Annotated in this window: 17 protein-coding genes; 3 read left to right on the top strand and 14 right to left on the bottom strand. The window is 31.8% G+C overall.

Going from position 1 to position 21,928, the window contains the following annotated elements:
- Positions 1 to 1,200 carry an ABC transporter permease gene (locus IAI56_RS03085; protein WP_187656477.1) on the top strand — a complete coding sequence of 400 codons (1,200 nt, stop codon included), beginning with the start codon at positions 1 to 3 and terminating at the stop codon, positions 1,198 to 1,200.
- Here IAI56_RS03085 and dusB read toward each other — a convergent pair.
- Positions 1,197 to 2,189, bottom strand: coding sequence for a tRNA dihydrouridine synthase DusB (gene dusB / locus IAI56_RS03080; protein WP_187656476.1), 993 nt, complete (start codon positions 2,187 to 2,189; stop codon positions 1,197 to 1,199). The genes IAI56_RS03085 and dusB overlap by 4 nt on opposite strands.
- A gap of 199 nt (positions 2,190 to 2,388) precedes the next feature.
- Between dusB and lepA the strand changes: the two genes are divergently transcribed.
- Complete coding sequence (lepA, locus tag IAI56_RS03075) at positions 2,389 to 4,185, top strand: translation elongation factor 4 (protein ID WP_187656475.1); 1,797 nt, start codon at positions 2,389 to 2,391, stop codon at positions 4,183 to 4,185.
- Between the two features lie 109 nt (positions 4,186 to 4,294).
- On the opposite strand, the gene IAI56_RS03070 is transcribed toward lepA, so the two are convergent.
- Positions 4,295 to 7,945 carry an ABC transporter permease/M1 family aminopeptidase gene (locus IAI56_RS03070; protein ID WP_187656474.1) on the bottom strand — a complete coding sequence of 1,217 codons (3,651 nt, stop codon included), beginning with the start codon at positions 7,943 to 7,945 and terminating at the stop codon, positions 4,295 to 4,297.
- Positions 7,946 to 7,947: 2 nt separating this feature from the next.
- Positions 7,948 to 8,823 (bottom strand): ABC transporter ATP-binding protein, encoded by an 876-nt coding sequence (locus tag IAI56_RS03065; RefSeq protein WP_187656473.1) that lies wholly within the window; start codon positions 8,821 to 8,823, stop codon positions 7,948 to 7,950.
- Between the two features lie 159 nt (positions 8,824 to 8,982).
- On the opposite strand from IAI56_RS03065, the gene thiL reads away from it, so the two are divergent.
- A complete protein-coding gene (gene thiL, locus IAI56_RS03060; protein WP_187656472.1) occupies positions 8,983 to 10,029 on the top strand; it encodes a thiamine-phosphate kinase in 1,047 nt (348 codons plus the stop codon).
- Between the two features lie 12 nt (positions 10,030 to 10,041).
- Here the strand turns inward: thiL and IAI56_RS03055 are convergent, their stop codons facing one another.
- The 11 genes from IAI56_RS03055 to IAI56_RS03005 form a co-directional block, all read right to left on the bottom strand.
- Positions 10,042 to 10,713, bottom strand: coding sequence for a response regulator (locus IAI56_RS03055; RefSeq protein WP_187656471.1), 672 nt, complete (start codon positions 10,711 to 10,713; stop codon positions 10,042 to 10,044).
- Positions 10,714 to 10,719: 6 nt separating this feature from the next.
- A complete protein-coding gene (locus IAI56_RS03050; protein WP_187656470.1) occupies positions 10,720 to 12,741 on the bottom strand; it encodes a tetratricopeptide repeat-containing sensor histidine kinase in 2,022 nt (673 codons plus the stop codon).
- Between the two features lie 93 nt (positions 12,742 to 12,834).
- A complete protein-coding gene (locus tag IAI56_RS03045; RefSeq protein ID WP_187656469.1) occupies positions 12,835 to 13,089 on the bottom strand; it encodes a hypothetical protein in 255 nt (84 codons plus the stop codon).
- A gap of 521 nt (positions 13,090 to 13,610) precedes the next feature.
- Positions 13,611 to 14,816 (bottom strand): LytR/AlgR family response regulator transcription factor, encoded by a 1,206-nt coding sequence (locus IAI56_RS03040; protein ID WP_239106993.1) that lies wholly within the window; start codon positions 14,814 to 14,816, stop codon positions 13,611 to 13,613.
- A gap of 238 nt (positions 14,817 to 15,054) precedes the next feature.
- Positions 15,055 to 16,596 (bottom strand): glycine--tRNA ligase, encoded by a 1,542-nt coding sequence (locus IAI56_RS03035; RefSeq protein ID WP_187656468.1) that lies wholly within the window; start codon positions 16,594 to 16,596, stop codon positions 15,055 to 15,057.
- Between the two features lie 27 nt (positions 16,597 to 16,623).
- A complete protein-coding gene (locus IAI56_RS03030) occupies positions 16,624 to 16,935 on the bottom strand; it encodes a hypothetical protein (protein ID WP_187656467.1) in 312 nt (103 codons plus the stop codon).
- Positions 16,936 to 17,114: 179 nt separating this feature from the next.
- On the bottom strand, positions 17,115 to 17,834 hold the full coding sequence (locus IAI56_RS03025; RefSeq protein ID WP_187656466.1) for a hypothetical protein: 720 nt from the start codon (positions 17,832 to 17,834) through the stop codon (positions 17,115 to 17,117).
- A gap of 217 nt (positions 17,835 to 18,051) precedes the next feature.
- Entirely contained in the window at positions 18,052 to 18,909 is an 858-nt protein-coding gene (locus tag IAI56_RS03020) for a hypothetical protein (RefSeq protein WP_187656465.1), read from the bottom strand.
- Between the two features lie 88 nt (positions 18,910 to 18,997).
- Positions 18,998 to 19,471, bottom strand: coding sequence for a hypothetical protein (locus tag IAI56_RS03015; RefSeq protein WP_187656464.1), 474 nt, complete (start codon positions 19,469 to 19,471; stop codon positions 18,998 to 19,000).
- Positions 19,449 to 21,170: a SprT family zinc-dependent metalloprotease gene (locus IAI56_RS03010; protein ID WP_187656463.1), complete on the bottom strand. Its 1,722-nt coding sequence runs from the start codon at positions 21,168 to 21,170 to the stop codon at positions 19,449 to 19,451. The genes IAI56_RS03015 and IAI56_RS03010 overlap by 23 nt, the downstream gene beginning before the upstream one ends.
- Before the next feature lie 266 nt (positions 21,171 to 21,436).
- Positions 21,437 to 21,892 carry a hypothetical protein gene (locus IAI56_RS03005; RefSeq protein ID WP_187656462.1) on the bottom strand — a complete coding sequence of 152 codons (456 nt, stop codon included), beginning with the start codon at positions 21,890 to 21,892 and terminating at the stop codon, positions 21,437 to 21,439.
- Positions 21,893 to 21,928: the final 36 nt, after the last annotated feature.

Raw genomic sequence — 21,928 nt, 5'->3', positions numbered from 1 at the left:
TTGAATTTTCCGCTTTACATAGCCAAACGCTACCTTTTTAGTAAGAGTAAAAATAATGCTATCAATATAATTACCGGAATTGCTTCGGTAGGAATTATTGTGGGTACGATGGCTTTGTTTGTGGTTTTGTCTGTTTTTAGCGGTTTGCGAGATTTTAGTTTGTCTTTTTCTAATGATTTTGATCCGGATTTAAAGGTAAATCCTGTTTCGGGTAAATGGTTTTATGTTTCGGCAAATCAAGAGAACGAAATTAAAAAAATTGACGGTGTTGTTTCTTACAGTAAAGTGATTGAGGAACGAGTGCTTTTTTATTTTGATGGAAAAGAACAAGTAACTTACCTGAAAGGTGTTGACGAAAATTTTACCAAAACCAATCTTGTTGCCGATAATCTTTTTAACGGTCAATGGTTGCTAAAAGATACGTACCAAGTAGTTGTTGGTTATGGAATTTCCGAGAAACTATCGCTTGGACTTTTTGACTTTAATAATCCGTTTGAGGTTTATGTTCCCAAAAAAGGAAAAGGCGTTATTGAAAGCGAAGCCGAAGCTTTTAATAAATCGGCGTTGATTCCAGTTGGGATTTATGATATTAGCGATGATTTAAACAATAAATATGTTTTTTGTGATTTGTCTTTAACGCAAGAATTGTTGGAATATAAACCAAACCAAGTTTCGGGGATTGAAATCAAAACAAAACCTGATGGTAACGAAAGCAAAATTATTGAACAAATAAACACCATTTTTGAAGGAAAAACCGAAGTAAGAAACCGAGCACAACAGAATGCTACTTTGTATAAAATGTTGAATACCGAAAATATTGCGGTCTATTTAATCTTTACATTAGTAATTATCATTGCGCTTTTCAATTTAATTGGCGCTTTGATTATGATGATTTTGGATAAAAAATCCAATTTGAAAACGTTGTTCAATTTGGGTTCTGAGATACAAGATTTGAAGAAAATATTTCTGCTCCAAGGAACGTTGCTTAGCGTTTTTGGTGGAATTTTTGGATTGGTTTTAGGTATTATAATTGTGTTAATCCAACAGAAATTCCAACTGATTATGATTACCCAAACCTTACCTTATCCAGTAGTTTTTGGATTTAAAAATGTAGTAATTGTTTTTTTAACAATAGTTATCCTCGGATTTTTGGCAAGTTTAATTGCAAGTAGTCGTGTTTCCAAGAAGTTATTGGATTAAAATACCTGATAATTAGCGTAAACTTCTTGAATTTCGTCCAAAGCTTTAAACAACTCTTCAGGGTTTTCAAGTGTTACCAATTTTAAACGATGTTCTTTAAAGTTAGAAATTCCTTTGAAATAATTGGTGTAATGACGACGCATTTCAACAATTCCAACGCGTTCACCTTTCCAATCCATAGACCAAGTTAAATGATTTCTTGCGGCTTCAACTCTATCAGAAATCGTTGGTTTTGCAAGATGTTCGCCTGTGGCAAAATAATGTTTGATTTCGTTAAAAATCCATGGATAACCAATCGCAGCACGACCAATCATCATTCCGTCGAGACCGAATTTATTTTTATATTCTAATGCTTTTTCTGGAGAATCGATATCGCCGTTTCCAAAAATTGGCATCGTAATTCTAGGATTGTTTTTTACGCGTTCAATATGTGTCCAATCGGAATGACCTTTATACATTTGCGCTCGTGTTCGGGCATGAACCGTTAAGGCTTGCACACCAATATCTTGCAAACGCTCGGCAACCTCATCAATATTAATCGAATTTTCATCCCAACCCAAACGAGTTTTTACTGTAACAGGAAGATTTGTTCCTTTAATAACTGCTTTTGTCAATCGAACCATTAAATCTACATCTTTCAAAACGCCTGCGCCTGCGCCTTTGCACACCACTTTTTTTACAGGACAACCAAAATTAATATCTACCAAATCGGGCTGAACGGCATCTACAATTCGAGACGACATTTCCATAGCTTCTTCATCGCCGCCAAAAATTTGGATGCCAACTGGTCGTTCATAATCAAAAATATCTAACTTTTGTTTGCTTTTTACTGCATCACGAATCAATCCTTCTGAAGAAATAAATTCAGAGTACATTAAATCGGCACCGTGAAGTTTACACAACCTGCGAAATGGCGGATCGCTTACGTCTTCCATTGGTGCAAGTAATAGCGGAAAATCAGGTAATTCTATGTTGCCTATTTTGGGCATTTTGATGAAATTTTCTGCAAAGATAGAAAAAATTGATTTTACAATTTTTAACTATTAAGAGATTAAGAAGCATTAAGACTTAACTTTTCTTAACTCCATAATGGTTTAAAAAATAATTTCAAAACTTTTACCTTATATTTGCAAATTAATTGCTATTGCCCCGAAGTTTCGGGATTGAACTTGATATTGAACTTGAAGCATGAAACACATTAGAAATTTTTGCATTATTGCACATATTGATCACGGAAAAAGTACGCTTGCCGATAGATTGCTTGGTGCAACACAAACCGTTACAGCTCGTGAAGAAAAAGCACAATTGCTTGACAACATGGATTTGGAACGTGAACGTGGAATTACCATAAAAAGTCATGCTATTCAAATGGAATATACCTATAAAGGTGAAAAATATATTCTGAATTTGATCGATACACCTGGACACGTGGATTTTAGTTATGAAGTTTCACGATCGATTGCGGCTTGTGAAGGTGCGCTTTTGATTGTAGATGCCGCACAAAGTATTCAGGCTCAAACGATTTCCAATTTGTATTTGGCTTTAGAAAATGATTTGGAAATTATTCCGGTTTTGAACAAAGTAGATTTACCAAGTGCGAATCCCGAAGAAGTAAGCGATGATATCATTGATTTATTAGGATGTAAATTGGAAGATATTATTCACGCTTCGGGGAAAACCGGTTTTGGCGTGGATAAAATTTTGGAAGCCATTATTGAAAAAGTTCCGGCTCCAAAAGGAAATGTTGACGAACCTTTACAAGCTTTGATTTTTGACTCGCATTATAATCCATTTCGTGGCATTGAAGTTATTTTCCGTGTGAAAAACGGTGAAATTAAAAAAGGTCAAAAGATTAAATTCATGGCAACCGGAAACGAATATTTTGCCGATGAAGTGGGAACTTTAAAATTAAATCAAGTACCAAAAAATGTAATTTCTACAGGTGATGTTGGCTATTTGATTTCGGGAATTAAAGAAGCAAAAGAAGTAAAAGTAGGTGATACGATTACTGATGCCAAAACACCAACAACCAATATGATTACCGGTTTTGAAAACGTAAAACCAATGGTTTTTGCCGGAATTTATCCGGTTGACACCGAAGATTTTGAGGATTTGCGTGCGTCGATGGAAAAATTGCAGTTGAACGATGCTTCGTTAGTATTTGCGGCCGAAAGTTCTGCCGCACTTGGATTTGGTTTCCGTTGTGGTTTCCTTGGAATGTTACATTTGGAAATTATTCAAGAGCGATTGGAGCGTGAATTTGACATGACCGTTATCACGACTGTTCCTAACGTTTCCTATTTGGCTTATACTAAAAAAGAACCAGAAACCGCAATTGTGGTAAATAATCCATCGGATTTGCCTGAACCTTCAAAATTAGATAGAGTTGAAGAACCTTATATCAAAGCAACGATTATTACCAAATCGGATTTTGTGGGTAACGTAATGAGTTTGTGTATTGAAAAACGTGGAATCATAACCAATCAAACCTATTTGACTACCGAAAGAGTAGAATTGAATTTTGATATGCCTTTGGCGGAAATTGTATTCGATTTTTACGACCGATTAAAAACGGTTTCCAAAGGTTACGCCTCGTTTGATTACTCGCCAATTGGAATGAGAGCTTCCAAATTGGTGAAATTAGACGTTTTACTGAATGCACAATCGGTTGATGCGCTTTCGGCTTTGATACACGAAGACAATGCGTATAACATTGGTAAAAAAATGTGTGAAAAACTACGTGAATTAATCCCAAGACAGCAATTTGATATTCCTATTCAAGCGGCAATTGGTGCTAAAATTATTGCACGTGAAACCATCAAAGCATTGCGTAAAGACGTTACTGCAAAATGTTATGGTGGAGATATTTCTCGTAAACGTAAGCTTCTTGAAAAACAGAAAAAAGGTAAAAAAAGAATGCGCCAAGTTGGAAACGTAGAAATTCCGCAAGAAGCATTTATGGCTGTTTTGAAGTTGAATGATTAAGAGGAAAATAGAATAAAGAGAAAAGAATATAGACAAAACCCGATGACGAAAGTTGTTGGGTTTTTTGCAAAAAAAAACAGCCGAGAATTTTCTCGGCTGTTTTAGTTTTTTACATCTTCATTCGGTTGTCATCCGATTGTGTGTCAATCAATTTATTATATGGATCAACGCCGGCTTCGAGCGGTTTTTCGTTGACAATAACTTTGACTTTATTTTCAATTCCGGTGATTTTTACTTTTTTCAAATGCAATTCTTTGTCACGTTTTTTGCCTTTTATAGTTTCTTCAGTAAAGACACCAATTTCGATATAATCGTTCAACGGATATGATTCAGTAGCATATTTTTTTCCTTTTTTGGTTGCTTTCAATGTTTTTCCGTTTCGGTCAGCAAAGATTCGTTTTCCGTCTTTATTGGCTTTGTATTTGCTAACATCAAATTCGATAGTAACTTCATATTTCCCGTTAGGTAATTTTTTAGAAGTTGCTTTGGTTACTTTGTTGTCATATAAAGTAATGGTTTCAAACATATCATTGATGATGTATTTTAAGCTATCTGGCGTTGCTGCTCTTAATTCGTTTACTAATTCGATAGAATTGGTATATGGTGCTTCTTGAAACGCTACTTTTTGAACATATTTTTTCAAGGCATTGTTCATGTTTTTTTCGCCAATATAATCGCTTAAAGCATATAAAACCAGCGAACCTTTGTTGTAATGAATGTATTGTTGATTTTCGTTATACATCAGCGGTTTTTCTTCTTTCCATTCAAAAGTTCGACCTTGTAAATAGTTATCCAAAGCATCTTTTAAGAATCGTCTCATTTGAGGTTTTCCATATTGATGTTCTAAAACTTTTAGCGAACTGTATTCGGATAAACTTTCAGAAAGCAATGTTGCACCTTGAACATTAGCACCAATTACTTGATGTGCCCACCATTGATGCGCAATTTCATGAGAAACTACCGAGAATGGATAATCTACAGCATCAGGATTTTCTTCGTCAACTTTGGCAATAAAACCAATGGCTTCAGAGAAAGGAATAGTATTGGCAAACGATTGTGCAAACGTTCCCATCATGTTTGGAAACTCAATAATTCTAGCTTGTTTGTGTTGATATGGACTAAAATTTTCAGAATAATAAGCCAACGATTTTTTCATCGCATCCATCATTCTGTCTAAATTATATGTATGGTTTTTATGATAGTAAATTTCAAGATTTACATCGTTCCATTTGTCTCTTTTCACTTCATATCTTCCTGAATTGAATGCATAGAAATTCAACATTGGTCGATCCATTTTGTAATGAAAATAGTTTCTACCGTCTTTTTTCCATTGTTTTTGTAAATATCCTGGTGCAATTGCCGTTTGATCATCCGAAGTACTAACGATGGTTTCAAACGTAATCCAATCGGCTTCGTTGGAAATATAGGTGTTCTGTCTTGCAATGCTGTCTGTTGGTAAAGGCATTCGCTCTTTAGGTTTCAGATTGTATTTTTTTCGTACATCATTGTCAAAAAGTTCCACCGATTCTGGATAACCAAAACTTGGGAAAATGCCATTGTTCAAGAATGTTCCATTTTCAATAACCGGTGAACGATCTTTTAGGAATGAGTTTTCTTCATTTTGAACAATAAACGAAACTTTCAAAGTGTCTTTGGGTTGCAATGGTTTGTCCAATTTATAAATGTCAAAATCCATCACAGTATCATTGGAAACCAATTTATTTGATGCTTCAAATTTGATTTCTTTTAGGTTTTTGCCATAATTTATAAACAACGAATCAATCGGTTTGTTGGTTTTGTTGACCATGATGTATTTCACCGTTGCTTTGTAGTTTCGTTCTTTTGGGAAAATTTCCATTGCTACATTTACGTCAACAATTCTAGGTTGCGGATAATGTTCGAATTTTTTATATTTTTTCTCAAAATCAGCACTTTGAACTTCTCTTTCTTGGCTAGAATAGTAAACTTCTTTCTTAGTGTTTTCTCTGTAAAAGCTATAACCTAAAAATAAAAATCCTAATAAAGATGCAATTACTGGAATAGCGATTGGTGCTTTAAATCGAGCAGATACGTTGCGCATTCTTTCTTTTATTCCTGATAAAATTCCTCTTCGCCAGAACAAAAGTGTTAATCCAAAAAGTACAAATCCAAATAACATCCAATAGATTTTATACGCTATAAAATTGTTGATGTTTCCAAAGCCATTCATGTCAGAATAACTGTAATCTGAACCTGAGTTAAAGAAGAAATAAGGTTGTTCAATTCCTATAAAACCTAAAGAATTCCATGCAATTAGAATGACTAATATGGTAAAAAATCCAGCAAGGTAATTTTTGAATAATGATTGAATAAAAAGTGCAAAAAAGATTAATATAATAGAAATTATCAATCTAAAACCAAAGAATTCTTTGATGTATTGCGCGAAATCAAAATCATAAAAGCCATGATAAATTTGGACCAAAACACACGAAATTATTCCGATTACCATAATCAACAACGTCATTTTTACCAAAGCTAAAAACTTAGATAAAAGCAATGACCAGTTTGGAATTGGCGTAGAATCTACCAATAAATTCATTCTACTGGTTGCCGATTGTTGCAATAAAACTCCAGCAAAAAGATAAATCAATATTTTGCTAAAAAAGTCAATATTTCCGCCAATCGCTTGAATTACTTTCCACGTTACAGGATAAGTTAGTGTTCCAAAAAGTTCTTGACCTAGCGTAAATCCAGAAATAATGATGAAAAGCATCAAAATTGCCATTACCGAGATAAAAACCCAGTTTTTGGTAATTGATTTAAACTCAAAATCGGATAAATTCCAAGAAGTTTTTAGGTTTTGTAAAAATGAATAATCGTATTTTACTTTTGGCAAATCGATTTTTACAATACTTCCAAAGTTGTTTTTTACAACGCGTTCTGCTTTTTTCTTTTTTCCCAAAGTTATTGGCGAATGTGAAAATGAAAATGCAAAATACAAGCCAACAAAAATCAATGCCGAAACACCAAGCCAAATCAATCGGTTGTAAACAATTACATCCGCAAAAGGAAGATCGAGCGTGTTTTGTTCTTCATTTGTCCAATATTTGGTAACATAATTCAAAGCATCGCCACCAAAAGGTTCAATTAATGCTGCAGCATATAAATTTTCCATATTGTTGGTAAGATTGCTTATCAACGCTTGTATAAGAAAAAGAACAATTACAAATATAAATCCGATATAGACATTTCGAGTAAGTGTAACCAATGCAAAAATGATTACTCCAGCAAAAATGATGTTCGGAACAACAAAAATGATATAAGCCTGAAAATAGGACCAAAGATTGATTGGACCTAAAATGTCCTGATTGGCAAATGGTAAAACGGTTGCAAACAAAAATCCTAATCCTACCGAAAACGTAATGATAATCGTGATTGTTAATCCGCTTAAAAACTTGCTCAATAAATAGCTTAACTTATTAAACGGATAAGAAAATAATACGGTATGCATATTGTATTTAAAATCCCGATAAACCGTTGCACCAATGATTGTTGGCACAATAAAGTAGACCAATTGCGACATTCCGGCAATCATTCCGTTGATGGCTAATGGCGAATTTGCGATGGTATTTGATGAGGTTGTAACCGTAAAACTATCAAAATAACCAACAGCTCCGGCCATTATAAAAAACGAAAACAGGAAAAGAACCGCAAAATAGATGTAAAAAGAAAGGTTTCTAAACCATCTTTTAAATTCAAATGAAAATATGGTAGAAAACATAATTAGTTATCTTTTTTTAAGGTTACAAAATAAACATCTTCCAAATGTGGCGTTGCTTGAACAAAAGTTTCATCGGGTTTAGTTTCACTAAAAACTCTGATGTTTAGTGTGTTGTCTTGGTTGTAATTTGAAGAAATAATATTGAATTCTTTCTCAAATTTTTCCAATTCGTCGCGTTCTACAATTCGCATCCAAATTTTTCCTTCCAATTCTTTTGTAGCTTCGGTTGGAGTTCCACGATACAATATTTTTCCACCGTTAAGAATTGCCAAATCATTACAAAGTTCTTTTACGTCATCCACAATGTGAGTAGAAAAAATTACAGTGTGATTGGTACCAATTTCACGTAAAACATTCAAAAATCGGTGTCTTTCTGCTGGATCCAAACCAGCGGTTGGTTCGTCAACAATAATCAGTTTTGGATTGTTTAAAAGCAATTGTGCAATTCCAAAACGTTGTTTCATTCCACCAGAATAACCGCTAACGCTTTTTTTGCGAACCTCCCAAAGATTGGTTACTTCAAGGACTTGTTTTACAATAGCTTTTCTATCATTTGAAGAAGAAATTCCTTTTAACTGCGCAAAATAGTCCAACAATCGTTCCGCAGACATATTAGGATAAACACCAAATTCTTGAGGCAAATAACCTAGAACTTTTCGCAATGCATTTTGATCTTCCAGAACATTGATTTCATCAAAAGAAATACTTCCTGAGTCGGGTTTTTGTATGGTAGCAATCGTTCGCATTAAAGATGATTTTCCGGCACCATTTGGACCAAGGAGTCCGAACATTCCAGTTCCTATTTCAAGATTGAGATTGTCTAATGCTTTAACGCCATTGGAATACGTTTTTGTTAAGTTGGCTATTTGAAGTTTCATATTTTGGTATTTATGTTTTTAAAGATTATTTATCACTATTGGTTACAGTTTTGTGTAAAAAGTTACATTATTTCCAAATATAACAAGTATTGACCAATTTTAATTAAATTTTTAGTACCAAAAATCCTTTGTACCTTTGTTGTTTTTAAATTAAACAATATGCTAGAAGATAAAACCCCGCAACGAACGCAATTGTCACAATTAGGCGAATTTGGATTGATTGATCATTTAACTAAAAATTTTGATGTAAAAAACGCCTCAACACTAAAAAGTATTGGTGATGATGCTGCTGTTTTGGATTTTGGAACAAAAAAAGCAGTCGTTTCTACGGATTTATTAATTGAAGGAGTTCATTTTGATTTGGCGTATATGCCGTTGCGACATTTGGGTTACAAAGCAGTAGTAGTCAATCTTTCTGATATTTGTGCAATGAATGCTAAACCAACTCAGATAACCGTTTCTGTTGCGGTTTCTAATCGTTTTCCGTTGGAAGCTTTAGAGGAACTTTTTGACGGAATAACTTTGGCGGCAAAAGTATATAATATCGATGTTATTGGTGGCGATACAACTTCGTCTCAAAAAGGTTTGATTATTTCGATTACAGCAATTGGCGAAGCTAATGAAGATGAAATTGTGTACAGAAATGGTGCAAAAGAAGGCGATTTGTTGATTGTAACTGGAGATTTAGGTTCGGCTTATATGGGTTTGCAGGTTTTGGAACGTGAAAAGCAAGTTTTTCAAGTAAATCCAAATAATCAACCTGATTTAGATGCGTATACTTATTTGATTGAACGTCAGTTAAAACCCGAAGCTCGAACAGATATCAGAGAACTTTTGGAGCAATTAAATGTAAAACCAACGTCGATGATTGATGTTTCGGACGGATTGTCATCTGAAATACTTCATATTTGTAAGCAAAGTAAAGTTGGGTGTAATCTATACGAAGAAAAAATTCCAGTTGATCCGCAGTTTATCAATGTTTGCGAAGAATTTAATATCGATTCTACTACGATTGCAATTAATGGCGGCGAAGATTACGAATTATTGTTTACCATTGCTTTGGATGATTTTGATAAAATAAAAGCCAATCCAAATTTTACGGTTGTTGGTCATATTGTAAAAGAAGAGGAAAGTTCGCATTTAATTACGAGAGCAAATACCAAAATTCCACTGAAAGCTCGTGGTTGGAATGCTTTGGAAGAATAGATTTTCAGCAATCTAAATAATTCCTCTTAATCGGGCTAATTTTACTAATTCGATGTGAGTCGCGCCTTTTATATTGAAAAGTTCTTTTAAACGCTCAATTCTAAACTCGATAATGTCAACTTTTAGCGGAACGTGTCGCGTGATTTGTTGTGATTCAAATCCGTTAGAAAGATGAACTAAAATTTGTTTGTCGAGCGAATCAAGTTCTAAAATATTAAAATCTGATTGTCCAAACATCGTTACAACAGTTTGGCTGTAATATTTCTCGTTTTTTAGAATTTTGTCTAAAGCAAAAATCAATTCGTTGAAAGTAATGTCGTTTTTAATAACCAATCCGTTTGGATTTACGTTTTTGATGATGGAATTTATTTTGTCAAATTCAACGTGCATCGTTAGCAGAATAATTCGGCATTCAGGCATTCTTTCGGTCATTAGCTTTGCTAAATCTTCACCAGAATGAATGTTTTTTTCGGCATATTCGGGCATACTGACATCGAACATTGCTAAATGAAAGTCGTTGTTTTCGTCAGTAATTAACTCATAACCTGTTTTACAATCATTTGCTTGGGTTACAATGAATTCTATACCTTGTTCGCTGTATTTATTCAATGCGTTTTTATATGCTTGAATAATAAACGGATGATCATCTACGATTAATACGTTAACGGGATTTTTGCTGTCCATATTTTTTTATTCTAAAGGTATATTAAGAGTGATTTTTGTGCCGTTTTCTTTACTTGAATTGATGTCTAGCTTTCCGTTGCAATCAATGGCACGTGAAATCATATTTTGCATTCCAATTCCTTTACTTTTCTTAGATACGTCAAATCCAATTCCATCATCTTCGATAGAAATGTGTAATTCGTTGTTTTCTTTTCTAAAGTTTACAGTAATGGTATTGGCTTTTGCATACTTGTTGATGTTTTGTAAACCTTCTTGTAAAATTCTGAAAACGTTTATTTTAATATTATTTTTAACTAAATCCCATTTGATTGAACTGTCCATAAAATAAGTCAGCTTTGCCGAGTGAGTTGCAGTTTGTTCTTCAAATAAATTGGTTGTAATGGAAACAAAGTTATTAATTAAATCTTGTTTTTCACGGCTAAGGTCATGCGAAATTTCACGAATGTCTTGTTCGATTTCTTTTAACTCATTCAAATATTCTAATCTTTTCTTCACAGATTCTGGATCGTCCAAATGATTGATACTATCTAGATTTAGTCTTGCGCCAAACATTCGGCTTAAAATTCCATCGTGAAGATCGCGGGCAATTTTCTTTTTTTCAATTTCTCTACTTTGATCAATGACATCTTGTTGCGCCATTAATAGATTGTATATTTCTTCGTTAGCTCTTTGTTGTGCTTGCTTGAACATTAATTCTTTGGTTCTCGCGCGTTGTGCTCTAACAACAAATAGCATCGATAATAAAAAAACTACGCCAATAAAAGTATATAAAAGACTTCTGTTTTTGTCTTCTAAAATATCTTTTTCTTTAATAATTTCGTCGGTTTCAAGCTGGATACGTGCAAATTTTTCCTGGGATAAAATTTCAACATTTCGAATGCTATCGCTTAATCGAATATATTCTTTAGAATAAGTGGAAGCGTTTTGAACGTCAATAATTGATGCTTGTTTAAGTGCGGCGATATAATCTCTATGCGTTTTTTTCTTTTTGGCTATAAATAAAGCTTCTGTTATTTCTTTTTTTGCGTTCGATGTATCTTTTATTTGTCGATAATATTCAGAAAGATGTACTTTACTTAGTACAATTAAGTTGTAATATTTTAATTCTTCTCTAATTTTTAAGGATTCTAAGAAAAGCTTTAACGCTTCATCTAAATTCCCTGTTTTTAAATACGAATAGCCTAGATTGTCGATTAGTAAACTGTAGAGTTCAGGATCTTCACTTTTAATAGATTTGTTTTTTAATGCGGTTTTAAAAAAATCTATTGATTTTTTATAATCTTCTTTTTTTTGATAAGACAAACCAATGTTGTTTAGACAGGTTTCTTTATTGAATTCACCTAATAAATTGTTGTTGTTTTTAATAATTTCTAATCCGTTGTTGAAGTATTTTATTGCTTTGTCAAAATCTTTGGTTTCCATTGATGTTAAACCCATCATCACAGAAATAGCATATAGGCTAGCAATTTCATTATTCTTTTTTGAAATTAAATAAGCACTGTTTAATGCTTTATCAGCGCCAGTATAATCACCAGTGTCAAATTGTATTAAACTTCTATTTATTAAGACTAACGACAGGCCATCGTTGTTTTTTATTTTTTTTAAGATTTTTTCAGCTTCCGTATAATGAATAAACGAACTGTCATAATTTGGAAGATTTTTATAATAATTTCCTTTGCTTCTGTGTATCTGTGCTAAATAAAAACTGTCTTTTGCTTTTGTAGATAGTGTGGTTAATAAATTAGCAGATTCCAAAAAATCTTCAGAAAAATTATTTTTATATAATTCTTTGGTCAATTCAAACAATTTACTTCTAGTGATAGAATCGTTTGTTTGGTTTTTTAGAATAGAGAAAGATTTTTTGTAGTATTTTAATTTTTCAGATTGCTTTATGTTTTTCTTTTGTGCTTTGTCTAAATAAATAGACGAGCTATCATTTGTACTTTTTTCAACTAGTTTGTTTCCTTTGGTGTTATCACAACCAAAAGGTATAAGAAAAAAGAATAAAAAATAGAAATAGTTTTTCAAAGCAAAAAATATTTCTCAAATATAGTAAAAGACAATTAAAAAAGCCACCTTAAAAAGATGGCTTTGAATATATATGTTAAATAGAATAGTATTTTACCACTCAGGAACAACTGGTTTCTTTCCGCCAGATGTATATTCTGGAACAACTGGTTTCTTTCCACCAGAAGTAAATTCAGGAACAACTGGTTTTTTTCCACCAGATGTAAATTCAGGAACAACTGGTTTTTTTCCACCAGAAGCGAATTCAGGAACAACTGGTTTTTTTCCACCTGATTCAATTGGAGTTGTGAATGACGTAACTACTAACAATAATGCTAATAATCCGAATGTTGATACTAATTTTTTCATAATTTGAGACTTTATAGTTTGTGTTTAACTTTCTGTTTCAGTGTGTTCCTTGTTAATCGATTTGAGGCAAGTAGGACACTTTCACGATGTAAAACTAAAAAGGATATGCTTCTTAAGCCTTATGAAATCAGGTGTTTATGGTAGAATACACTCGTTTGATAGTGAATGATATCCAAATACGAGTGAATGGTTTTTGAGTTTTTTCTTTTTTGTATCAAAATTTGACTCGTATAGGTGTTTTTTCGTGTGTTTCTGACTCGATTTTTTTGTTGTCGAGTATCGGGAGTTTAAAAAATAAAGTGGTCTTAAATCGAATCTAAAGTGGTTTTTGAGAATCGTTTGAGAATGCTTACTAAAATTTTAAGCCCTTTTTACTATTGAAACTTGCTAAATAAAGTTGTTGAAAATAGTTGAATAGAATGATTAGAATAAATCAAGTTTAAGTTTTGATTTATTTTGGGTAGAGTTTTAAATAAGGTTTTGAAAAATGTTGTTGAATAACAAAATGTTTTTCAGGAGAATTATATTTCTAAGTAGTTTCCAGAAGCAATATTGTGAATTATTAATTCTACATTATCTCTATAAGATTTAGAGAAAGGAAGTTTGATAGTAGAGTTTTTTATAAAACAAACTGAATTACCAGTGTGAATTCTAGAAACGTGATTTATACTAATAATATAACTGTTGTGAATTCTCAAAAATTGATTGGTTGGTAAAACGTTTTCAAAATGTTTCAACGTTTTAAATGCCGTAACCATTTCACCATCTTTTAAATGAATGTCGGTTGAATTATTATCAGCTTCAAGGTAAAGAACATCTCTCGAATCGATGTAACGATAATCACCATAAGATTTAACGCAAATAATTAAAGGTTGTTCATGTTGAACGATTATTTTTTTAGCTTCTAAAATCTGAACTTCTTTGTCTTGTTGCTCTTGTTCTTCTGTTGTAACTTCTTCGTCTTGCTCTTCTTCTACAGTTTCAGTTTCTTGATTGTTTTCTTCAATTTCAGTAGTTTCAGCATTTTCTTCCAGAACTTCTTCAGTAATATTGGTTGTGATTTCTTCTAAAGTTTCTTCGGTTTCCGTTTGAATTTCTTCTTCATCAATTACAAGATTTTCTTCAAAAACACTTTCATCATCGGATACAAAATGTTCTGCAATTTCTTCTTCTTCTTCTTCAATAGTTGTTTCTAATTCTTCTACTGGTTTTTCTTCTGAAGGAATTTCGATTTGAGTTTCATTTGTTAAAACAGTTTCTACTACATTTTGTGCTACTGAAACTACATTTTGAGTTGGAATAACTACACTATTAGCAGTTATTGACTTTTCAAATTTTAGTATTGATTTTCTAAAATCATTGATGTTTAGTGGTTTTATCAAATAATCGGCAACGCCAAATTCCATTGCTTTAAAAATCATTTCTTGTGAACTGGTTATCACAATAATTTTTGGAACTACGGTTAAATAGCGATACAATTCGTTGATTAATGCTAAGGAAAGATTGCTTTCTTTTTTCTCAGGATTGATTTCTAGGAAAACTAAACTTGGTTGTTGTTCTAAAATTAAGTTTAGCGCATCGTCATAATTATTTGCATAGCCAACAAAAGTCAAATTCTCAAATCGCATAGCGTTTGCTTGCGTTTTCAAGATGCTTTCGTGGTTGTCGTCAACAATTATGTATTTATGCTTCATTAATGTTTTTCCAAACTTTATTTTAGAAAACATTAATAGTATTAGGTTTTGGATAGGTTTTGGGGACCAAAGTTTGGAAGTTTATTTCCAAACGGGATGTAAAGATGAATTATAAATATCTTTGTTAAAAATAAAAACGATGATTAACTTAAATTGTCGTTTAAGTTATTTAACTGTTAAAAAACGTTAAAAAAAACATTTTTTAAATCGTGTTATAACAAAAAAAGCTTCCCAAATTGAGAAGCCTTTTCGTAAGAAATTAATACATGAATTACATTTTCATTAACCAGTTTCTAACCGAAACTTCGTTGTTAATGATATTTCTTAATTCTGAAATAGCAACTCTATCTTGCTTCATAGAATCTCTATGACGAATAGTTACTGTTTTATCTTCAAGTGTTTGGTGATCAACCGTGATGCAGAAAGGTGTTCCTAATGCATCTTGACGACGGTAACGTCTTCCAACAGCATCTTTTTCATCATAAGCTACATTGAAATCCCATTTTAAATCGTCGATGATGCTTTGAGCCACTTCTGGCAAACCGTCTTTTTTAACTAATGGTAAAACGGCTGCTTTGGTTGGTGCTAAAACCGATGGCAAAGCTAGAACTGTTCTTGTTGAACCATCTTCTAGTGTTTCTTCTTTTAATGATGTCGCAAAAACCGCCAAGAACATTCTGTCCAATCCAACCGAAGTTTCCACTACGTAAGGAACATAATTCGAATTGGTTTCGTTGTCGAAATACTGTAGTTTTTTGCCTGAATATTGTTCGTGTGCTTTTAAATCGAAATCGGTTCTTGAGTGAATTCCTTCTAATTCTTTGAAACCAAAAGGGAAATTAAACTCAATATCAGCTGCTGCGTTAGCATAATGTGCTAATTTTTCGTGGTCGTGGAAACGATAGTTTTGCTTGCCTAAACCTAATGACAAATGCCAGTTTAAACGAGTTGTTTTCCAGTATTCGTACCATTTCATTTCTTCGCCTGGTTTTACAAAGAATTGCATTTCCATTTGTTCAAATTCACGCATACGGAAAATGAATTGTCTTGCTACGATTTCGTTACGGAATGCTTTACCGGTTTGTGCAATTCCAAACGGAATTTTCATTCTACCCGTTTTTTGTACGTTTAAGAAATTAACAAAAATTCCTTGTGCGGTTTCTGGACGAAGGTATAAATCCATCGCATTTTCGGCAGAAGCTCCGAGTTTTGTACCAAACATTAGGTTGAATTGTTTTACTTCTGTCCAATTGGTCGTGCCAGAAACAGGACATACAATTCCTAAGTCAACAATCAATTGTCTAAATCCTTCCAAATCACCATCGGCTTGTACTTGAGCTAAACGAGTTGATATCTCATCTATTTGATTTTGGCGTCTAACAACATTAGGATTTGTCTCTCTAAATTGTTTTTCGTCAAAAGCATCACCAAATCTTTTTTGGGCTTTTTCTATTTCGGCGTTGATTTTAACATTGATTTTTTCGCGATGTTCTTCAACAAGAACGTCAGCTCTGTATCTTTTTTTACTGTCTTTGTTGTCAATTAACGGATCGTTGAACGCATCTACGTGACCAGAAGCTTTCCAAGTGGTTGGATGCATCAAGATTGCAGCATCTAGCCCAACTATGTTTTCGTGCATTTGCACCATCGCTTTCCACCAGTATTCGCGGATGTTTTTCTTTAGTTCGACACCGTTTTGTGCGTAGTCGTAAACTGCGCTTAAACCATCATAGATTTCGCTTGACGGAAAAATAAATCCGTATTCTTTTGCGTGCGAAACTACATTCTTAAATAAATCTTCTTGTTTTGCCATAATGGTGCAAAAATATAAAAAGTAGGGTTAAAAAAAGGTTTTGTATGTTTTTTTTGAGGATGAGGTGTTTAAAATTTCTAAAGGTGTAAAATGAGTTGCTAGAGGCACAAAATAAACTGCTAAAAGATATAAATGAATTGCTAAAGCGTGAAAACCTTCTGCTAAAGGATACAAATGAATTACTAAAGGCATAAAAGGTCTTGCTAAAGTTATAAAATGAGCTGCTAAAGGCACAAAATGAGTTGCTAAAAGGTGGAAATGCATTACTAAAACGTGAAAACCTTCTGCTAAAAGATATAAATGAGTTGCTAAAGGCACAAAATGTTCTGCTAAAGGCATGAAATGAATTGCTATAAAAAAACTGCTATCTGATGGTTGAGATAGCAGTTTTGCTGTTTTGTTTCACAGAGTTTCGCGAAGTTTTTTATAGCCACAAATTACACAAATTTTACTTCGTTAATTCGACCTATGGTCTCGGGTCACAAATTGTTTTTAGCTAGAGATTAACACAGTTTTGATTATGGATTTTGGTTTGTGTTTTTTATTAGGTTTAATTTTTTTGATACTTTATTGAAACTGAATTGTTCTTTTTTTGCTTTGTTGTCTTTTAGAAAGTTTGAGGCAATTTTTGAAATGCTTATTGCTTTGTCATAGACTTCATTAAGTGCTGTTATTGCTTCGGCGGTTAGTTCTGGTCTTGTGCTTTTGAAACCTTCTTGAGAGACATCGGCGTTTTTGAGTGTTTCGGCATATGATTTTATGGTTTCTAGTGTTTCTAGGTTTGTTCCTTTGTCTGCGATTTCTTCTTTTAATTCTGCTGTTAGGTTGGTTTTGAATTGATAGAGTAGGTTTATTAGTGCTTCTTGGTCTTTTTTCTGTGCTTGTTTGAAATGGTTTGTATAGCCAAGTTGGTTTAGTATTTCGCTGCGACGCGATGGTGTGTTTTTGAAATCTTGTTCGATTTGGATTTTTACTTCGGTTAGGTCTTTGAGTGCTGGTTGCATTATTTCTAGAACAGTTTGTGTAGCAAGGCGAAGTTGTTTAGCGTTGTCTTGTCCAAGGTAATCTTGTCCGACTTGATTTATTTGTTGTTTTAGGTCTTGGAAGAATGGATCTACCCAAGTGGAACGTTTTGATTGAAGGAATTCTTTGTTTGCAATGGCAGAGTCGATGATTGTTTCGATGGTTACTAGCATGTCAACATCTTTGGTGTTGTAATTTCTTTTTACGGTTTCCATAATTTTTTATTTTTTAAAGTTATTGTATTTAAAACGTAAAAAGATTTAGCTTATTGTAGGTTTAATAGCTAAAAAAATGTTAATTTTTTATAGGTTTTATAAGACGACTATTTTATTATAAAAAAACTCCGCAAAGTCAATAGCGATTTTGCGGAGTTGTTTTGTAGTAAGTTTAATTTGTTTGTGGGTACGAGCGTGACGCTCGCACTAGTTGGTACTAATAATTGAGTTTAACTTGACTAATAATGACTCTCTTTTTTGACTTTTTGCATTTTTCAATCATGAATATTTTTTTTCCATTTTCTTTAAGTAATTTTTTTAATTCTTGTGGAAAATATTGGTTTAAAAAATCATAATCAATAACTATCTTTTGATTAATCATTTTTGAATTGATTTTTTCAGTAGTTTCATTGATGGTTGAAAAAACCATTTCATTAATATAATAAATTTCTTTTCCGTCAAGAATATTTTTATTTTTTAAGACTTTTTTTGAAGTATACTCAGTATCTTCAAATTTTATAAAAACCTCTTCTGCATTTTGGACTTTTAAAAATAAATCATCAAAAAACAAAGAATCCAATGAAATATAGCAATCCAAAAAAAACTTTCTTTTTTCAAAGAATGGATATTTATTTTCAATATAAACATCTGGAGCATAATTTAGAAATTCTAAATATTTATTTTTTTTAAAAACTTTTATGCTATATTCTGAACCATCATTAACTTCAATTTTTTTTCCATCTACTTCGTTGATAGTTAATTCAACTGGATTCAAATTAAATAAAAAATTAAAATTTAATTTTTTATTTAATTCTTTTCGGTTGTACTCCTTTTTTAAGATTATTTGATTTTGTTTTGTTTTATATAATGTTACACTTTTGTTATTTAATTTGATGAATTTATAGTTGTTTAAACTCAATAATGTATCCGATTGATTTAAATCAAAGAGCTCATTGGTAACTTTCGCATTATCATTTTCTTTTTCAAACTTAGAAATCACAAAACTATTGACATCATATTGAGCCAAAACGGAAGTACAAAAAAAGACTAGAAAGAATGATGTTATAATTTTCATATTTTATTGGTTAAATATTGTATTATAAACTGATATATAATAATAACGAAAAAAATCTTCTTATTTTTGCCATAATAGATTTATCTAATTATTCTACACTAATTAGTGTTTTTTTGTCTGCTATTTTTACTTCTCTTAATTTAATTTTAAACCACCCTGTTTCTTCTTTATCTATAATATATAGTTGTTTTTTGCTTATTAGTAGTTTATAAGAAGCTTCGTATCCAAGTGTATTTAAAAATTTGAACTCAACAATATTTTCTTTGTTTTCTTCTAAAAAACTTTTACAAACTTTTTTGTTAGATGCAAATGAATAATGATTCGATAGAAAAATACTTTGTTCAGGTAATGTTTCTAATTCAAACCATAAAATATAATTAAAATTATCTTTATTGATTAAATTATTAGAAGCTCTGGTGATTTTATCTTTTTTGTTAATTACTATATATATTGTATCACTCTTATTTAATATTTTTAATTCTTCTTGTTGTGCATTACAAAATGATGGAGCAATGATTATAATTGATAATAAGATTTTTTTAATGTAAGTATAAATGTCCATAATAATTGTATTGATTATAACTTTGCATCAAAGTTTGATTAATAATTGATATTACATTTCCTTGATTGTCAAAAATACCTATTTCATTTTGAAAGAAATTACAATTTTGTAAACCATTCAATGACAGATTATGATAATAATCATTCCAAACAAATGGTGTTGCCGGAGAATTATTATGTGGTATATGCATGGACAACCCTAACATTGTTGCATTATCTGCTGGCGTAACCAACGAATCCTTAACTTCTGAAAGTATCGTAACCATAGTTGGTATCATGTAGTTATAAATAAAGTTGTGCTGGTTTTGTCCACCATTAAATCCGTTGTATTGCTGGTTTACGACATTGTAAAAATCCATATTGTTTAGATTAGAAATGCTCATTCCTTGTCCTGCATCGCATAGCTTTACATTCAAATAAGCATGAATACATTCATGAATAATGGTTTTTGCTATTTCCATTTTATTTTTGCTTAATAAATATTGTGGTGAAATAGTTATTAGGTTAAGTGTTGGGTTTTCAAGGTCAGTATCTGTATTTCCATTTGCACCGTTGGGCACAGCTCCAATTTTAAATTTAACGTTAAATCTATCATTATTTTGAAATAAATCTATGAATAGTTCTTTAAATTTAGGTGATTTCATTAATTCTTCATATACTAAATTAAACTTTGCGCCTTCTGGCGTAGAAGCATCTATTGAACTCATATCAACAAATGCTGGAGATTTTGCAGAAGCATTTATATCTAGTTTTAATTCAGGGTTTAAAAGCATTTGAACTAGTATTTCTCTACCAAAATTCCTTACAACAGTATTATTTATATTTTCAGGTCTATTGATATAAGCAATAATATCTCTATAAGTTTCTTTATTCGACTCATTTTCAGTTGCCCATTGTTGCTGGCTTACAGACAATCCATGCCAAAATTCAGCTGCGTTTTTTGCTTGTTGGTATTTTTTACTTCCTAGTTCATACATATTTGGGTCAAAAATGTAACCACTAGGATCACTTAATCCGCTTCCTGAGCCAATACTACCTCCGCCACTACTTCCGGGAAGTACGTAAAGTGGTTGAACAATATCATTTCCATTACAGACTGCAAAAAAAATTAATTTTAAGCAATCTGCGCATTTGTCGCACTCAATTCTACATTTCACTGAGTTAGGATCGATACATCTAACTACGTTGTAGGCAATAATATTGCAGTCTTGTTGCACTCTTGACGCATAAACTTGTCTAATACTGCCTTCAAATTCATTATCAATACCTGCTAGAAGTTTGTCAAAGTTTTCATCAGTGGGAATTAATTCAATAATCGATGTTTCCCAATTGCCATCATGGTTATAAACAACGAGGTTGAAGATACTTTTACTGGTTACAATTTTAGGTACAATATTGAAAGTATAACTTATTTTGTTTTCTACTACAACTTGTTTTATGTAGTCAAAATTGATGTCAAAATCACTCAACTCATAACTTCCATCTGCATTTCGATATGCAATAGTATTATCTTTTGGAATTTTAAAGGTTTTACTAAAATTGTGTAATCCGGTATTTCTTTTGAATTCTTCAATGGAAACTGTTTTGTTTTTTGTTACTGGTTTTGAACCTTGATGATACAAATCATCACTACAACTACTCAGCATAATTGTGAAAAGGGCAATTACTAGAAATTGGATTTTTTTAATGTGTTGCTTCATAAAATAAATTGGTTTTTGGTTGGCACTAAACTTTTTTAAAAGTAATAAGAACAATTTGATTGTATCTGCGTATAAATAAGTATTTTCTAAGTTATCCAAAGCTAAAAAATTAAAATTTAATAGCGATATTTTTCTTGTGTTTTGTTTTCACTACAGATACTAATAATCCAAATGAGATGCTTCCTTCGTCAGCATCACTAACATTGTATTTTAAGATATCAACCAAAGTTTTATAAAACTTTGGTTGATATAAATAAAAGTATTAATTATTTAGCTGTTTTATCTTTAAGTTCTTTCTTAAAGAATAGGAAATATATCAAAACTAAACTTAAGATTAAGTAAATTGTTGTGGGAATTGTAAAATACCAATAACTTAAAAATATTATTTTAAAGATGTAAAGTAAATATAAATACTGAATTATGATGCAAATGAGAATTTGCATTTTTTTTTCTATAAACACAAACACAAAACTAACTATAACAAATACAGCTATTATGGTATTATAGTCTATATTTAATTTTAGTCCATCTTTAGGAAAATATTCGAAAATTTGTAATATCATAACTAATAAGATACCTCCGTTTGGTGCAGTTATTTTACCAATAGGAACCATAATTGCTAAAAAAATAATTAACATAGCTATTTTTAAATATATTATCTTCATATCAATTTGAATTATTTGATGGAGCTGTTCCTCCTGTTGTATTTTTAATTGCTCCATTTAGTAATGGAAAGTTCTAATTGTTTGAATTAGATT

Origin of the sequence: Flavobacterium macrobrachii (assembly GCF_014486675.1) — a bacterium.
GTDB lineage: Bacteria > Bacteroidota > Bacteroidia > Flavobacteriales > Flavobacteriaceae > Flavobacterium > Flavobacterium macrobrachii.
This window is presented reverse-complemented; position numbering and strand designations above follow the sequence as displayed.

Coding starts and splice junctions, on each gene's coding strand:
- dusB (WP_187656476.1), bottom strand. CDS start 2,189: ATGCCCAAAATAGGCAACATAGAATTACCTGATTTTCCGCTATTACTT.
- lepA (WP_187656475.1), top strand. CDS start 2,389: ATGAAACACATTAGAAATTTTTGCATTATTGCACATATTGATCACGGA.
- IAI56_RS03070 (WP_187656474.1), bottom strand. CDS start 7,945: ATGTTTTCTACCATATTTTCATTTGAATTTAAAAGATGGTTTAGAAAC.
- IAI56_RS03065 (WP_187656473.1), bottom strand. CDS start 8,823: ATGAAACTTCAAATAGCCAACTTAACAAAAACGTATTCCAATGGCGTT.
- thiL (WP_187656472.1), top strand. CDS start 8,983: ATGCTAGAAGATAAAACCCCGCAACGAACGCAATTGTCACAATTAGGC.
- IAI56_RS03055 (WP_187656471.1), bottom strand. CDS start 10,713: ATGGACAGCAAAAATCCCGTTAACGTATTAATCGTAGATGATCATCCG.
- IAI56_RS03045 (WP_187656469.1), bottom strand. CDS start 13,089: ATGAAAAAATTAGTATCAACATTCGGATTATTAGCATTATTGTTAGTA.
- IAI56_RS03040 (WP_239106993.1), bottom strand. CDS start 14,816: ATGTTTTCTAAAATAAAGTTTGGAAAAACATTAATGAAGCATAAATAC.
- IAI56_RS03035 (WP_187656468.1), bottom strand. CDS start 16,596: ATGGCAAAACAAGAAGATTTATTTAAGAATGTAGTTTCGCACGCAAAA.
- IAI56_RS03030 (WP_187656467.1), bottom strand. CDS start 16,935: ATGCCTTTAGCAGAACATTTTGTGCCTTTAGCAACTCATTTATATCTT.
- IAI56_RS03025 (WP_187656466.1), bottom strand. CDS start 17,834: ATGGAAACCGTAAAAAGAAATTACAACACCAAAGATGTTGACATGCTA.
- IAI56_RS03020 (WP_187656465.1), bottom strand. CDS start 18,909: ATGAAAATTATAACATCATTCTTTCTAGTCTTTTTTTGTACTTCCGTT.
- IAI56_RS03015 (WP_187656464.1), bottom strand. CDS start 19,471: ATGGACATTTATACTTACATTAAAAAAATCTTATTATCAATTATAATC.
- IAI56_RS03010 (WP_187656463.1), bottom strand. CDS start 21,170: ATGAAGCAACACATTAAAAAAATCCAATTTCTAGTAATTGCCCTTTTC.
- IAI56_RS03005 (WP_187656462.1), bottom strand. CDS start 21,892: ATGGAGCAATTAAAAATACAACAGGAGGAACAGCTCCATCAAATAATT.